At 42.4% G+C, this 13,068-nt stretch carries 14 protein-coding genes; 1 reads left to right on the forward strand and 13 read right to left on the reverse strand.

Annotated elements, in window-relative coordinates; genetic code table 11:
- Positions 1-189: 189 nt before the first annotated feature.
- The 10 genes from rplA to HT698_RS08945 form a co-directional block, all read right to left on the reverse strand.
- The gene (gene rplA / locus HT698_RS08900) at positions 190-879 is read right to left on the reverse strand and encodes a 50S ribosomal protein L1 (protein ID WP_001085675.1); all 690 of its coding nucleotides are present in this window, start codon (positions 877-879) and stop codon (positions 190-192) included.
- Positions 880-1,086: 207 nt separating this feature from the next.
- Positions 1,087-1,512 carry a 50S ribosomal protein L11 gene (gene rplK / locus HT698_RS08905; protein ID WP_001085807.1) on the reverse strand — a complete coding sequence of 142 codons (426 nt, stop codon included), beginning with the start codon at positions 1,510-1,512 and terminating at the stop codon, positions 1,087-1,089.
- A 122-nt stretch (positions 1,513-1,634) separates the two neighbouring features.
- Positions 1,635-2,351, reverse strand: coding sequence for an LD-carboxypeptidase LdcB/DacB (ldcB, locus tag HT698_RS08910; protein WP_173217766.1), 717 nt, complete (start codon positions 2,349-2,351; stop codon positions 1,635-1,637).
- A 2-nt stretch (positions 2,352-2,353) separates the two neighbouring features.
- Positions 2,354-2,824 (reverse strand): HIT family protein, encoded by a 471-nt coding sequence (locus tag HT698_RS08915; RefSeq protein WP_173217782.1) that lies wholly within the window; start codon positions 2,822-2,824, stop codon positions 2,354-2,356.
- Between the two features lies 1 nt (position 2,825).
- Complete coding sequence (locus HT698_RS08920; protein ID WP_173217768.1) at positions 2,826-3,863, reverse strand: M42 family metallopeptidase; 1,038 nt, start codon at positions 3,861-3,863, stop codon at positions 2,826-2,828.
- 97 nt (positions 3,864-3,960) lie between these two features.
- Complete coding sequence (gene brnQ / locus HT698_RS08925; protein WP_173217770.1) at positions 3,961-5,286, reverse strand: branched-chain amino acid transport system II carrier protein; 1,326 nt, start codon at positions 5,284-5,286, stop codon at positions 3,961-3,963.
- 171 nt (positions 5,287-5,457) lie between these two features.
- A complete protein-coding gene (locus HT698_RS08930) occupies positions 5,458-5,745 on the reverse strand; it encodes a rhodanese-like domain-containing protein (protein ID WP_173217772.1) in 288 nt (95 codons plus the stop codon).
- A gap of 160 nt (positions 5,746-5,905) precedes the next feature.
- The gene (locus HT698_RS08935) at positions 5,906-6,484 is read right to left on the reverse strand and encodes a uracil-DNA glycosylase family protein (protein ID WP_050274077.1); all 579 of its coding nucleotides are present in this window, start codon (positions 6,482-6,484) and stop codon (positions 5,906-5,908) included.
- 53 nt (positions 6,485-6,537) lie between these two features.
- The gene (gene pepV, locus HT698_RS08940) at positions 6,538-7,938 is read right to left on the reverse strand and encodes a dipeptidase PepV (RefSeq protein WP_173220044.1); all 1,401 of its coding nucleotides are present in this window, start codon (positions 7,936-7,938) and stop codon (positions 6,538-6,540) included.
- 13 nt (positions 7,939-7,951) lie between these two features.
- On the reverse strand, positions 7,952-8,557 hold the full coding sequence (locus HT698_RS08945; protein ID WP_173220041.1) for a nitroreductase family protein: 606 nt from the start codon (positions 8,555-8,557) through the stop codon (positions 7,952-7,954).
- Positions 8,558-8,727: 170 nt separating this feature from the next.
- On the opposite strand from HT698_RS08945, the gene HT698_RS08950 reads away from it, so the two are divergent.
- The gene (locus HT698_RS08950) at positions 8,728-9,528 is read left to right on the forward strand and encodes an amino acid ABC transporter substrate-binding protein (protein ID WP_173220038.1); all 801 of its coding nucleotides are present in this window, start codon (positions 8,728-8,730) and stop codon (positions 9,526-9,528) included.
- Between the two features lie 65 nt (positions 9,529-9,593).
- Here HT698_RS08950 and HT698_RS08955 read toward each other — a convergent pair whose 3' ends face one another.
- The 3 genes from HT698_RS08955 to HT698_RS08965 are packed head-to-tail and all read right to left on the reverse strand — an operon-like array spanning position 9,594 to position 13,004.
- A complete protein-coding gene (locus HT698_RS08955; protein ID WP_173220035.1) occupies positions 9,594-10,427 on the reverse strand; it encodes a metallophosphoesterase family protein in 834 nt (277 codons plus the stop codon).
- Positions 10,417-12,264 (reverse strand): excinuclease ABC subunit UvrC, encoded by a 1,848-nt coding sequence (gene uvrC / locus HT698_RS08960; RefSeq protein WP_173220032.1) that lies wholly within the window; start codon positions 12,262-12,264, stop codon positions 10,417-10,419. The genes HT698_RS08955 and uvrC overlap by 11 nt, the downstream gene beginning before the upstream one ends.
- A gap of 38 nt (positions 12,265-12,302) precedes the next feature.
- The gene (locus tag HT698_RS08965) at positions 12,303-13,004 is read right to left on the reverse strand and encodes a M57 family metalloprotease (protein WP_173220029.1); all 702 of its coding nucleotides are present in this window, start codon (positions 13,002-13,004) and stop codon (positions 12,303-12,305) included.
- Positions 13,005-13,068 lie beyond the last annotated feature (64 nt).

Below are 13,068 nucleotides of genomic sequence, written 5' to 3' on the forward strand. Positions count from 1 at the left end.
ATTTATACTCTTCGAAAATCTCTTCAAACCACGTCAGCTTCACCTTGCCGTACTCAAGTACAGCCTGCGGCTAGCTTCCTAGTTTGCTCTTTGATTTTCATTGAGTATTACCTTACAAGAAGATATTTTGAAATCAAAAAAAGTTGAGACATAGCGTCTTCAACTTTTTTACATTACTTTAACTACTGATTAAAGTGAGTTTACATCAACTTTGATACCAACACCTTGAGTAGTTGTGATAGTCAAGTTTGTTACGTAAGTTCCTTTAGCTGTAGCTGGTTTTGCTTTTTGGATTGTTTCGTTGAAAGCTTTGAAGTTTTCAACCAATTTTTCAGCTTCAAATGATACTTTACCGATGATTGCTTGAACGTTACCTGCACGGTCAGCACGGTAAGTGATTTTACCACCTTTAGACTCTTCAACTGCTTTAGCAACATCCATTGTTACAGTACCAGTTTTAGGGTTTGGCATCAAGTTACGTGGTCCAAGGACACGTCCAAGACGTCCAACAAGAGCCATCATGTCAGGTGTAGCGATAACTACGTCGAAGTCCAACCAACCGTCGTTGATTTTAGCAACAAGGTCATCTTCACCAACAAAGTCTGCACCAGCAGCTTTTGCTTCTTCAGCTTTTGCACCACGTGCGAAAACAAGAACGCGTGAAGTTTTACCCGTACCGTTTGGCAATACCATTGCTCCACGGATTTGTTGGTCAGCTTTTTTAACGTCGATGTTCAAGTTGTAAGCAACTTCTACAGTTGCGTCAAATTTTGCAAAGTTAGTTTCTTTTGCAAGTGCTACAGCTTCTTCTACGCTGTATGCTTTTGTGCTGTCGATTTTCTCAAGAGCAGCACGAAGTTGTTTGCTTTTTTTAGCCATTTTCTATTCTCCTTGTAAGTGGTTCAATCGATTTTCATCTCCCACGTCACTTCTCGAAATGATGAAGTCTTGCGGGTTATCAGTCTATTATTTCTCTTTTCCTACGGACTTAAGTTCCCTTACTGTACCCAAGTACAAGCCTCAGTCACTTACCTAGTATGAAAAGCAACTAATAGACTGCTGTGAGATTTTCTACTGTGTTATTGATTAGTCAACAACAGTGAATCCCATAGAACGAGCAGTACCTTCGATCATACGCATTGCAGACTCTACGTTTGCTGCGTTCAAATCTGGCATCTTAGTTTCTGCAATTTCTTGTACTTGCGCACGAGTAACTGTAGCAACTTTAGTTTTGTTAGGTGTACCTGATCCTTTTTCAACACCTGCAGCTTTTTTCAAAAGAACAGCAGCTGGTGGTGTTTTAGTGATGAAAGTAAATGATTTATCTTCGTAAACTGAGATAACAACTGGAATAATCATACCAGCTTGGTCAGCTGTACGAGCGTTGAACTCTTTTGTGAATCCCATGATGTTGATACCAGCTTGACCAAGAGCAGGTCCAACCGGTGGAGCTGGTGTAGCTTTACCAGCAGGGATTTGCAATTTTACAAGTTTTTCGACTTTTTTAGCCATTTTTAAATCCTCCTTTGTGGTTTTGGCGGTAATTAGAGATTTTTACCTCCCACAAGTATGCTTTTCACATACCCATCTATTATACACTATTTATCTGGAATTGCAAGAGAAAAGTTTATTTTTTAATCGACGTAATCTCCGCCTTCAAAGCCATAGTATTCTTCCAAACTGAGACCACTCTCAGCAATTTCTTTAGCTTCTTTTCCTACATAACGCAAGTGCCATTCTTCAGCCATATAGCCTGTTTCCTTTTCCTTACCTTTGAGATAACGGACAACAAAGCCATAATCAGCTGCATGGTCCAAAAGCCATTGGGCTGCTTTTTCTTCTGTTACCAAATCACCATCAGTCCCAATCACATCAAAGGCCAAGCCTGTCTGGTGTTCGCTATAACCAGGTCGAGCAGAATAACGGTCGGCAGCTTCTTTCCCATCTTGATTGACATAATCTTGGTAGAGCTTGGTCTGAGTTTCATAACTTCTAAAGCCACTGTAATGGTCGCTAATGGGGAAACCTGCCTCTTGCATGGCTTTGATGAGTTTGACCAACTCTGCCTTGGCTGTTGGATTTTCCCCTGGATTATAGTCTTTAGACAATGGATAGTGTTTGTTGGCTACGATGATTTCATCGTATTTCCCTTGAATGCTGTAGTAGTCTCCTTTGTTAACCACTTCTGCTTTTTTCTGGGCAGCTCCTTGAGACTTACTTCCGACTGTTCCATCAGCTTTAGCAGTTTGCTCTGTCTTAGCTGAGCCATCTTCATTTTTTGCTTTTTCTTGTGAACAAGCTGCTAGACTCAAGGCTAGCAAAGCTGTCAAGATAAGGTATCTTTTTTTCATTTCTACTCCTTTATTTCTAATAGTTTATCTACTTCTAACGATAAACATTCGACTAATCTTTTAATCTCATCCGGTTTTGCTTGGCAGGTTTCTGATGTCATTTCTTCAAAGGGAACCCACCAAACTGGCCCACGTCCATTGAGACCGTGACCCTTCATATCACCTGTCCGTCTAGGAAACAGATGCCAATGGAGATGGGCATCGCCATTTCCTAGCAGTTCGATATTCATTTTCTCAGCGGTAAAGGCCTTGGCAACTGCCTCTTGGACTAGACTCATTTCTTCGAGAAAACGGAGTCTTGTTTCCTTTTTCAAATGGTGCAATTCGGTGACATGTTCCTTGGCTAGAAAGAGACTATAGCCTGCAAAATACTGGTGGTCTCCAACCACAAGATAGCCTGTTTCCAACTCTTTGACAAAATAGGGATTTTCTCCCTTCTTGATGAGCTCAATTCTCTGGCAAATCAGGCACATATTAGTCCACCAATGCACTCTTAAGATAAGCATCGACCATTCGTTCTGTTGCGACCACCGAGTCAATATGAGTACGCTCATAAGAATGACTAGACTCGATACCAGCACCGAGAAGGGCGTGTTTAACCTCTGCCCCTGCGGACATGGCTGCTGAAGCGTCCGATCCATAAAATGGATAGATGTCCAACTTAAATGGAATATCTTGCTCTTTCGCCAAGGCAACCAAATGTTGACGGAAGTCATAGTGATAAGGGCCTGAAGCATCCTTGACACAGATGGACACTGTGTACTCATCTGTCTGCTGGTCATCACCCATGGCTCCCATGTCCACAGCCAGATATTCTACTACCTGAGCAGGGATGTTAGAGTTAGCCCCATGGCCTACTTCCTCAAAGACTGAAAAAGCAAAATGGGTTGTTACGGGCAATTCAATCTTCTCTTCCTTATAAATACGAAGCAGGTTAAGCAAAATCGCTGCGCTGACCTTATCGTCCAAATGACGAGACTTGATAAAACCTGTCTCTGTCACGACGGTTCGTGGATCAAAGCTGATAAAATCACCGACCTCAATGCCAAGAGCACGAGTTTCTTTTTCATTTGTTACTTTGGAGTCCAAACGCACTTCCATATTGTCCTGCGTGCGTTCTGCAGTTCCTGCATCCTTGTAGACATGGCAAGAAGTTTGGTAGATGAGGATGGTTCCTGATACTTTTTGACCTGTGCTAGCCACATGAACGGTACAGTTTTCTCCTTCAATCATGTTCCAAGGAAAGCCACCAATACGGTCCAGTTTGAGACGGCCGTCTGGTTTAACAGCACGGACAATGGCACCCAGCATATCCACATGGGCAGTCACATAGCGTTGTTGCTCATCATTTTGACCTTTAATAGTTACATTAACACCGCCCTTGGCTGTGCGAACTGGCTGGTAACCAAAACCTTCTAAAGTCTTGACTAAATAGTCCGAAACTTCACGAGTGAAGCCCGTTGGCGACGCAATGGCTGTCAGTTCTTTGATATATTCTACTGTTTGATTCATTTCTTCACCTCTTTTGCTACCTATTATAACACATTTATCATCGGATAAAAAAAGAAAATCACTCCTGTAGACTTGGCTACAAAAGTGATTTTAATGATTATTCCATTTCAAAAACATCGCTTTCTTGCTTGTTTGGTAGAACCAATGAGAGCAAGATTCCGACAACGGCTGGTACCAACCATGGGAGAGATGCCTTGGCAAAAGGAAGAGCCTTGACAAGGTTTGCAAGAAACTCAACCTTAAATGAGCTTCCTAGTACGCTTGCAATAGCAATAGCTGTAACCACAGCAATTGTCAACTGCATACCTGGTTTTGAAAGAGCCACAAATTTGTTGACAATGACAATCATAACGATGGCAATCGTGATTGGGTACAAGATAACCAGTACTGGAATTGAGTACTTGATAATCGCATCAAGACCCAAATTAGCAATAGCAAATCCAATCAAAGTAAAGGCTGTCGCATAAACCTTGTAGCTGATTTGTGGGAAGCGTTCATTAAAGAACTCAGCTGTTGACACAATCAGACCAACTGTTGTTGTGAAACAGGTTACGGTGACCATAGCTGCAAGGAAGAGTTGGGCTGTTGAGCCAAAGATTTCTTGAGTGGCTTGTGACAAGATGTAAACACCTGGTGTTCCACCCTTCATCGCTTCAGCTGGTACTGGGAAATGATTTCCAAGGAAACCTAAACCGATATAAAGAGCGCTGAAAGCAAGGGCTACAACGATACCAACAACCCAAATAGTTGAAATATATTCTTTCTTACTTGAAAATCCAAGTTGTTTCAAGGTTTGAACTGCGATTACACTGAAGGCAACTGAGGCAAGGGCATCCAAGGTATTGTAACCTTCTAGGAAACCTGTACCAAAGGCAGAAGCTTGATAAGCAGCTGAAGCAGCTTGAGGACTTGTTCCACCGTATTTGAAAGCTCCTAAAACAACTAAGATAACAATCAAAATCGCAAAGACTGGCGTTAAAATACGGCCGATACGATCCAAGATTTTTGATGGATTAAGTGAAATCAAATAGGCTGTCGCAAAATACAGAACCGTAAAGACAATCAAACCAAGACCTTTATTTGCATCCGACAAAAGGGGGCTAATCCCTACTTCGTAAGCTGTTGTAGCAGTACGTGGGATAGCAAAGAATGGACCGATTGACAAGTAAAGAACTGAGAGGTATAGAGTCGCGAACCAAGGAGCTATCTTTGTTGAAATCTCGTAGATATACCCTTTAGGATTTAGCGTTCCAATAATAAGAGTCAAGACTGCGATACCGACGCCTGAAAAGACAAAACCTGCGATGGCAGGAAGAAAATGTTCCCCAGATAGAGCACCTAGAGAAGGCGGAAAAATCAAGTTCCCCGCACCAAAAAATATTCCAAACAGGAGTAAACCTGTTAAGGCACCTTTTTTAGCCATGAAAATCTCCTTCATATTTATAAAATACTGACTTAGTATATCATGAATAAGAGTATGAAAAAAGTATCACGAAGTAAATATTGAATGTTTTCAAGATTCTCAAAAATGAGAATTATCTAAAAATAAGATTCTCCTACCCAGTCCACACCAAGCAGGAGAAAATTCTTACGTTTAGAGTTCTTCAAAGGCAGTCATACCACCTTGTACATTGATAACATCATAACCTTGTTCAGCTAGAAATTGACAAGCACGCGCCGATCTCATTCCAGATTTGCAAATAACATAATGTAACTGGTCCTTATCCAACCGATCATAGGTATCAGCCAATTGACTAAGTGGCAGGTTGTGGGCTCCTTCTAAGTGAAGAGCTTCAAACTCATCCACTTCTCTCACGTCCACTAGAGAAAGTTGGTCGTTTTGGTAAAGCTGGTAAAATGCGTCAAAGGTTATTTCTTTCATTCTTTTTCTCCTAATACTCTTCGAAAATCTCTTCAAACCACGTCAGCGTCGCCTTACCGTAGGTATGGTTACTGACTTCGTCAGTTTTATCTGCAACCTCAAAGCAGTGCTTTGAGCAGCTTGCGGCTAGCTTCCTAGTTTGCTCTTTGATTTTCATTGACTATAAAATAGTTTTAATTCTTTTTTTCAAATCCGGCACCACTTCTGACTCAAACCAAGGATTTTTGGCCATCCAGATTTGATTTCGCGGCGAGGGGTGAACTAGTGGAAAATAGGTTGGCAAGTAGTTCTGGTAATGTTTTACCCTCTCTGTTACCTTGCCACTGATTTTCTCTTGTAAATAGTAGGCTTGGGCATACTGGCCAATCAAGAGGGTCAATTGGATATCTGGTAATTCTTGCAAGAGCTGCGGATGCCATTTTTCAGCAAAACCAGTTCTCGGTGGCAGATCACCTGACTTTCCATGCCCTGGAAAGTAGAAATCCATAGGCAAAACAGCAAAATATCCTGAATTGTAAAAGGTATCTTCATCCACACCTAGCCAGTCCCGCAAGCGGTCACCACTCTTATCTTTCCAATAAAGTCCTGCCTCCTGCGTTTTAAGACCAGGCGCTTGACCGATGATATTGATGCGAGCAGTCTTTGGCGCTGCAAAGAGAGGCTCAATGCCACGCTCTGTATAACTGGCATTCTGTGGATCTGACATAATAGCCTGCTTGATTCTTTCGATTTGAGACATCTACTTTCCCTCCAAAAAGAAGTCTAAGCATAAAATCTCAGACTTCTATCGTTTTATTTGATCAATTCGTAAATAGCTTCGGCATAGATTGCTGCTGCTCGGAAGAGATCGTCCAAGGCGATAAATTCATTGGCTTGGTGCATGGTGTCAATTGAATCTGGGAACATGGCACCGTAGGCAACACCGCGTTCTAGCAAGCGACCAAAAGTACCACCACCGATAACTTGCTCATGACCTTTAAGACCAGTTTGTTTTTCATAGACATTCAACAAGGTTTGCACAAGTGAATCTTCCATTGGCACATAGTGAGGTGTGTGACCGTGTTCAGAAAGGCTAACAGAAGAAACTGGCAAGTTTTCAAGGATTGACTTGATTTGTTCTGGGCTTGTTCCTTTTGGATAGCGGATGTTGAGGGCAATGGTATTGTCATCACTTGTTTCGTCGAAGCGGAAGACACCGGCATTCATAGAAAGGGCACCCATCTTTTCATCCACATGAGCAATCTTGAGATTTTCACCCTCATGGTCGTTCAAGAGAATCTTACCAGCGATGTCAAGGTAGTCTTTGGCTGGACCAGCAAAGTCAAACTGGCTAAGGAAGAGGGCTAGGTAAGTCGCACCATTGACACCTGAAGCAGGCATAGCACCGTGGGCTGATTTACCAATAATCGTCACCTTGTATTGGCCAGCTTCTTCTTGGAGTTCTCCTCTAAGTTTGTGTTCTGCAACAAAAGTATCTAGTTTACTTTGCAAGTCAGCTAAATCACCTGAAACGACAGCTGTTGCTGATTCTGGTACCATGTTTTCACGCAAACCACCTGTGAAGCTGTGAAGACGAGCTGCACCTGCATTTTCACCTGCAAAGTGAAGGTATTCCGTGATATTTCCTTTTTCACCATTGATGATAGGGAATTCAGCGTCTGGAGAGAAACCGAAGTCTGGTTTTGCAAGTCCTACATGTTCAAAATAGTAGTCCATGTCTGCCCAGCCTGATTCTTCGTCTGTTCCAACGATAAAGCGAACTTTCTTAGAAGTTGGAAGACCCAATTCTTTGATGATTTTCAAACCATAGTAACAAGCTGTTGTAGGACCCTTGTCATCAGAAGCTCCACGCGCATAGAGGCGACCATCTTTGATAGTTGGTGTGTAAGGATCTGTGTCCCAACCGCTACCAGCTGGCACCACGTCCATGTGGGCAAAGATTCCGAGAACTTCTTCTCCTTCACCAAACTCAAAATGTCCTGCGTAGTTGTCAACATTTTTAGTTGGGTAGCCATCGCGATCTGCGATTTCAAGGAATTTCTCCAAGGCTTTTACTGGACCAGGTCCAAATGGATGTTCAGCATCCGCCTTGCTGTCATCACGTTCTGAGTTGATTTCCAAAAGGCTAAACAAGTCAGCCAAGAGGTCTTCTTTGCGTTTTTCTACTTCTGCTGTAAAATCAATTGCTGTCATTTTTTTCTTCTTTCTATCTTTTCTCAATGATTTCATCTACTGGCAAGCGGTAGCTTGGTTCCAATTTTTCGTCTGTATAACCCACTGTGATCAAGAGTTCTGGGCGGAAACGCTCTTCAATTTCCAAAACCTCATTGACTTTTGATTTGTCAAATCCAAGGATCAAATTTGATCCGATTCCTTGGTCTGTAAGAGCCAGAACCAAATTCATAGCAACCAAACCTGCATTGAGGGCTAGGTAGTCGCTAACTTGTTGCTCACTGTAACGCGCAAACTCGGCAGGCAAATTTTTCATAAAATATTGAAGTTGTTCTTCTGAAAAGTTATTAGCACCACCAACTCGGGCAATCTTACGAGCACGTTTAGCCAAATCTGTGTCTGTAAACAAGGCAATAGTTACAGGCGCTGATGATACCTGTTCAAAGTTTGAACCGTAAGCCAATTTTGCTAGTTCAGCATTTTTCTCACGAACCACCACAAATTTCCAAGGCTGGCTGTTGTGGGCACTTGGAGCCAAGGTTGCGATTTCGATAGCCGTACGAACATCTTTAGGATCAACTGGCTTATCAGTGAACTGCTTAGTCGCATGACGTTTTTTATTTAATTCAAGAAATTTCATAATCGATTTCCTTTTCTAATTCTACTGCTTCCATTCTACCATATTTTGAAAGAGCTTGCAGGGATTTTTCATGATTAAGATTTTTTATTACAGCCATAAAAGATATATATTGGTTTATCAGGAAAGTTTCTGATAAACTAGCAAGTACTTTACATTTGAATGGAGACATTATGAAAAAATTTAGCCTATTACTAGCTACCCTACCATTTTTGGTTGCCTGTGGAAATCAATCCACACCCAAAGAGACCAGCACTCAAAAGACAATCGTCGTTGCTACAGCCGGCGATGTGCCGCCATTTGACTACGAAGACAAGGGCAATTTGACAGGTTTCGATATTGAAGTCCTAAAAGCAGTAGATGAAAAACTCAGCGACTACGAGATTCAATTCCAAAGAACTGCTTGGGAGAGCATCTTCCCAGGGCTTGATTCTGGTCACTATCAGGCTGCAGCAAATAACTTGAGTTACACAAAAGAGCGTGCTGAAAAATACCTCTACTCACTTCCCATTTCAAACAATCCCCTCGTCCTCGTCAGCAACAAGAAAAATCCTTTGACTTCACTTGACCAAATTGCTGGTAAAACAACACAGGAGGATACTGGAACTTCAAACGCTCAATTCATCAATAACTGGAATCAGAAACACACTGACAATCCTGCTACCATCGATTTTTCTGGCGAGGATATTGGTAAACGAATCCTAGACCTCTCTAACGGCGAATTTGATTTCCTCGTTTTTGACAAGGTATCCGTTCAAAAGATTATCAAGGACCGTGGCTTAGACCTTTCTGTGGTTGACTTGTCTTCTACTAATAGTCCTAGCAATTATATCGTTTTCTCAAGTGATCAAAAAGAGTTTAAAGAGCAATTTGATAAAGCACTCAAAGAACTCTACCAAGATGGAACCCTTGAAAAACTCAGCAATACCTATCTAGGTGGTTCTTATCTCCCAGATAAATCTCAGTTACAATAAGATATATTAAAAACGATTGGACCAGCCAATCGTTTTTAGTTTGCATTGGTTATTTTAGGAAACTCTTACAAAAAATCAAAAAAATTCTTCACATCCTCTACATACCCATGCTTTTCTATTAAGCTGGCTAAGAGTTCCAGATTGTGCCCCTGATAGTTATCTTCTCTTCGTAGTTCTTCATACATTTCGATAAAGGGAAGACCCTGAGACTTAGCCAATCCCAACTCCGCTTCGTAGTCATAAGCAACTTTACGAAATAGGATATTTACCAATTCCCCATCTTCAACCTCTATCACGGCATACTGGGCACGGTGATTTTTTAACGCATACCAATTAAAATAGGGCATGCCAATCGACCCTGGATTGATGATTTGTTGCCCTTGACTTCCATAACGAAGCAACTGCTTGTGGACATGACCATAGACTGCCACGTCCGCTTCCTCATCTAGTAGTTGGTCAAATTTCTCTGTATCATTCTCAACTAGCAAGTCACCACCATAGTTCTTATTTGGCAAATTATGAGAGATAGAAAAGCGCAATCCGTCAATTTCTTTCTTTTCCAGCAAAGGCAAGCTTCGTAGCCAGACAATCGTTGCAGGATCCATTCGCTCCATCAAAAACTGGGTCATGCGCATTGACTGAATTTCTTTCGGATCTTCCAAACCATATTCGCCATCCAAGACCTCCAGGACACGATCATCCCAATTGCCTCGAACACTTGCTGTGATAGGAAGGTCCTTTAGCAGGGCGACTAAGTCATTTGCGCCTGGACCAGGAAGAAAAATATCTCCCAGAAGCCAGTATTCACTGACTCCTTGATTTTTAGCATCTGCAATCACTGCTTCTAGCGCCGTCGCATTGCCATGAATATCTGATAAAATTGCGATTTTATGGTTCATTGTGGTTTCCTTCCGTTTGATAATCTACTCTTTCTTCCGCTACCTGAGCCAATTCCACTTCTTCCTGCGGGTTCAACTTCCTCTGCACAGCTTCTGCAACTGCTCTTGGTACCCCAACTTCGACAATCTCATCCACACTGGCTTCCTTGATTTTGATCAAAGACTTGAAATGCTTCATGAGATTTTGCTTGCGTTTAGGTCCCAGGCCGTCAATGCCATCCAATTGTGATGAAAAGGAATTTTTGGAGCGCAGTTGGCGGTGGAAAGTGATAGCAAAGCGGTGCACCTCATCTTGAATGCGTTGGAGGAGGAAAAATTCCTGAGAATTGCGAGATAACTCCACCACCTCAAGCGGATCTCCAAAGAGCAATTCATGGGTTTGGTGCTTATCATTCTTTTGCAAACCTGCAATGGGAATATCCAAGCCCAGCTCCTCTTGAATGACTTGCTTAGCGATATTGACTTGCCCTTGTCCTCCATCAATGACAATCAAATCTGGCGGAGTCAAGCCGTCACGTTGAACTCGACCATAGCGTCTGCGAATGACCTCTCGCATACTGGCATAATCGTCTGGTCCAACGACAGTCTTGATTTTATACTTACGGTAATCCTTCTTACTCTGTTTGCCGTTGACAAAGACCACCATAGCTGAAACAGGGCTAGTTCCCATGATGTTGGAGTTATCGAAGGACTCGATGCGAACTGGAGTCGGAATTTGGAGCAAGCGTCCCAGATTTTCAATAGCCCCCTGTGTCTTTTCGACAGATTTTTCTAGCAGATTGAACTTCTGCTCTAGGCTAACACGGGCATTTTTTATGGCTAGATTGACCAGCTGTTTTTTCTCTCCACGTTGGGGTTTGAGAATCTTGGTATCTACCAAGACCTTGACAGCTTCTTCGTCAATATCCTGCGGAATCAGTACCTCATTGGGAACTAGGTGAGATTTTTCTTGATAAAATTGTCCCACATAGGTCAAAAAATCTTCATCCGGATCATTGTAGTAGGGGAAGAGGTTAACATCTCGCTCAATGAGCTTACCCTGACGGACAAAGAAAACCTGAACACACATCCAGCCCTTGTCCACATAGTAGCCAAATACATCCCGATTTTGGAGATCCTTGGCCATAACCCGTTGCTTGGTCCGAAGCGTTCCAATAGCCTGAATGAGGTCACGGTATTCCGCTGCACGTTCAAATTCCATAGTCTGAGCTGCCGCTGCCATCTTGCCCTTGAGGTCATCGATAATTTTGTCATCCTGCCCTTTTAGGAAATCAGAAACCTCCTGAGCCATAGACTTGAAATAGTCCTCATCTTTCTTACAGATGGTGTGGGCCATACATTGACCGATATGGTAGTAAAAACAGACCTTAGACGGCGGATTGGTACACTTTCTAAAAGGGAAAATCCGATCCAGCAGTCGCTTGATTTCATTGGCTGCCCCCACATCGGGATAAGGTCCAAAATAAAGACCTCCATCTTTTTTGACCTGACGAGTGATAATCAAGCGAGGATAGCGCTCATTAGTGATTTTGATGAAGGGATAGGACTTGTCATCCTTGAGCATGATATTGTATTTAGGCTTATTTTCCTTGATTAGATTGATTTCTAGGAGAAGTGCCTCAATATTGGACTCCGTAACGATAAATTCAAAATCTACAATTTCAGACACCAAGGCCTCTGTCTTGGTATCGTGACTCCCACGGAAATAAGACCTCACACGATTACGCAGATTTTTAGCCTTTCCTACATAAATAATCGTACCGTTTTTATCCTTGTGAATGTAGCAACCAGGGCTGGTCGGCAAGAGCTCTAGTTTTGATTTAATCAAGTTGTTCATAGTTCCATTATAGCAAAAAAGTAGGGAAAGGTAGTTCCCTACTCATTGGTATCATATATTTTTCGAAGGTTTGCAACATCCACTTCCTGGATACCATAAAAGGAACCCGCAGGTTGCATGACAGACTTCTCATCTGTATGGTCCAAGCCAATCGCATGCCCCAACTCATGTTCTGCCGTATGGACAAGGCGCTCATAGGAATAGCCATAGTTTGGATTGGACAGATAATAATGATTCAACCGTACCGTGACAGACAAGAATTGACCCGTCAAGAGATTGGTCTGACTTTCCGCCTCTCCTGCCACAGGAGTGCCTCCGTCATTCATATCAGTAGCCAAGATATCCGCCGTGCTGGCCTCAGTCACCAGTTCAAACTTAAAAGCACCAGTTTGATTCCAATTCTGAATCGCTTCTAAATACGCCTCTTGAAAGCGTGAATCCATCTGGGAATCTAGGTAAATACGAGCAGAGGCCTGTGGCCACCTTCCTTCAGAATGCTGGTGGCTATCTGTCTGGCTTAACTTAGGCAGTTGCCCTGTTTTTTCCCATTGGTCGATACTTTGTTGACCAATTTTTACTGACCGCTCTACTTGCTTCAGCGCTCCTTGAAGATCACCGTTCAGATACCAGAGAAGTCCGAAAGCAAGAACGCATAAGAGTACAACTGTCCAAACCAGGCGCCAAAACAAACGCCAAACAAAAGAAAAGAAAGCCCCTATCAAACGAAAAAGCCAGCGCATATCCTTCCACCTTTCTAGCAAATAAAGACTATTTTACTAAAACAAGCTGAAAGAAATCTAAATA

It is taken from the genome of Streptococcus sp. 3109 (genome assembly GCF_013276905.1).
In the GTDB taxonomy this organism is placed as follows: domain Bacteria; phylum Bacillota; class Bacilli; order Lactobacillales; family Streptococcaceae; genus Streptococcus.